This is a genomic window from Terriglobus sp. YAF25, assembly GCF_052113305.1.
Classification (GTDB): domain Bacteria; phylum Acidobacteriota; class Terriglobia; order Terriglobales; family Acidobacteriaceae; genus Terriglobus.
This window is the reverse complement of the sequence record NZ_JBFRCY010000722.1, coordinates 1-2290: the sequence shown is the minus strand read 5'-3', so window position 1 is coordinate 2290 and position 2290 is coordinate 1. Positions and strand designations below refer to the sequence as shown.

The window sequence follows — 2290 nt, the reverse complement described above, 5'->3', positions numbered from 1 at the left end:
CATGAGTACAGCTCTCAAAATCGCTAAGCAGTCGGAAAAATGGTCGATAGAGGACATTCTGGTCAACTTCGATTTTCATTGGTGGGGTTTCGACCTCCATCTCAACGAAGCCGGCGTTCAATTGCTCGGTGACGTCACCCAATGGGCAGACAAGATAACTGAGGCCTATAAAAGCGCGGCAGATGACAACGACGATGGCGACGAAGGTGACAATGATGACAAAGGCGCCAAAATTGCCGCTGCAATCGCGACTGTTATCTCGCTCTATGTTGAATTTATCCAATCGAAAGATAAGGGAGAGGGAGTAAAACTCACTTCTCCTTGGACGATGCCTACTCTGCTGTGGCCCTCGGCGGACGACTTTGATGACACGCAATTACGCTGGACAACGACTGACGGGCAACATGGCTGGGTTGCGGAAAAGAGTATGGCTGAGGCTTTTTCTGAAACCGGTCCCGCGTTAGCGGTTTTCCGAGACAAGCTCTTTTGCGTTTATAAAGGTGGCGGAGATAACAATCATATCTACTGGATGTGCTTCGGTGGACCCGATGCAACCGATGGAACTTGGACATCCCCTCAATGGATCCCCGATGTCGCGACTTCCGATACCCCAGCGCTGGCGGTTTCTCCGGACAACACGAGGCTCTGTTGTGTTTATAAAGGGAACGGAAATGACCATCTCTACCAAATGTGGTTCGACGGAAATAATTGGACTACTAGTGGCTCCCCGATCCCTCAGGCAGATTCCCAGAGTGGCTCAGCGCTGGCGTTGTTTCAAGATAAGCTCTTTTGTGTTTATAGAGGAGGAGGAAGCAATAACAACATCTACTACATCGAGTCCTGCGACGGAGCTAATTGGAGTGGCGCCAACCGTATTCCAAATGTAGCGACCGGAGCTGGCCCTGCGCTAGCAGTGCTTAACTATGGCCCCAGCAATTCTGACTACGTGCCATACCTCTGCTGCGTTTATCGAGGCAGTGGCGGAAATGACAATCTGTACTGGATGTGGTCCGACGGAAATAGTTGGACTAGTGGTAGCTCCCCGATTCCCATGGCAAACTCCCATAGTGGTCCGGCGCTAGCGGGTTTTCAAAACAAGCTCTATTGTCTTTATCGAGGTGCGGACGACAATGAACATATCTATCACATGGAGTCTTCCAACGGAACTGATTGGAATGCCAGTGGCTCCAACTGGATCCCCGATGTTAACTCCTATTACCAGCCTGCTTTGATCGTGTACCGGCAACCTGTGGGGACCAAAGACCTGCTGCTCTGCGTCCATAGAGGGGTGAATTACTAAAGGTTCCGGGAAGCAAACGGAAAAGTATGAAAGGCTGGCGAAAGGCCAGCCTTTCTCATTGCCCTGTGACAATCGTATTTCGGCGAGCCTAGGTTGTAGCTTTTGATCGTTCATTCTGAAAGTGACAGACGGCGGCCTGAAACTCAACGTTTAGCCGGTCGATATGACCGACGGCACAGAAGCCTGAGTAGTCCGTCGCGGGCATGCTTGGGGAAACTTGGGGACAGACGGGACGTTTTTCAGTGGACATTTGCCATCTGGGATATCAGCTACTATGCAGGACTCTGGGCGACGATTCGATGGCCCACATCCCTCAAGGATCTCGACATCTTGTTTCTCATCCCAGTGCCCTGGCTGGCAGAGGTCTGATATCCGCTGCTGGTGAGTTCCCTTACTTTCATCATCATCGTAGGGTTGAGCAGAAAAGAAAGCAGACTTGTCTGAGTGACACGATGGAAATCGGAATTATTCCCAACAGCACACTCCAAATTTATCCAGCGCTCACGTCATCCACGTCATCTGGGACAGACGGGACGTAAGCAGATAAGGTTCGCACAGGCACAACTGATGTTTGAAGCGTAGATTGATCGCGTTCGGAATGGAAACGTCCCGTCTGTCCCCAGGTTTCCCCCCGTCTGTCCCCAGGTTTCCCCCCAGGTTTCCGTCCCCAGGTTTCCCAGGTTTCCTTTATAAGTGCGAACTAGATACGGGGGACGTCGGGTTGATGATCATTAACGTTGTCGGTGGGGATGACTGGCCCAATGGCGATCTCAATCCCACACTGTCGTTGACGTTGACCGACGCTCTTTGACGTTCGTTGGCGAACTCCCGAGTCTTCTGGCACTGAATCAAAAGAAGCAGGCACCAAGATGGAGTAACCCAACATTGCCCTTGGTGACAGCAATGTTGGGTTTATCCCGGCGAGCGGGAATAATTCACGCAGCCCGGTGGCAAAGTGACAGCGGAGCTGATCGAAAGCGACGACACGAC

At 51.7% G+C, this 2290-nt stretch carries 2 protein-coding genes; one reads left to right on the top strand and one right to left on the bottom strand.

What is annotated here, in order from left to right; genetic code table 11:
- Positions 1-1300, top strand: a 1300-nt coding sequence (locus tag AB4043_RS22880; protein ID WP_442302697.1) for a hypothetical protein, incomplete at its 5' end; no start/stop codon positions are given.
- A gap of 700 nt (positions 1301-2000) precedes the next feature.
- Here AB4043_RS22880 and AB4043_RS22875 read toward each other — a convergent pair.
- Positions 2001-2290: hypothetical protein (locus tag AB4043_RS22875; protein WP_442308195.1), on the bottom strand; the 290-nt coding region annotated here is incomplete at its 5' end.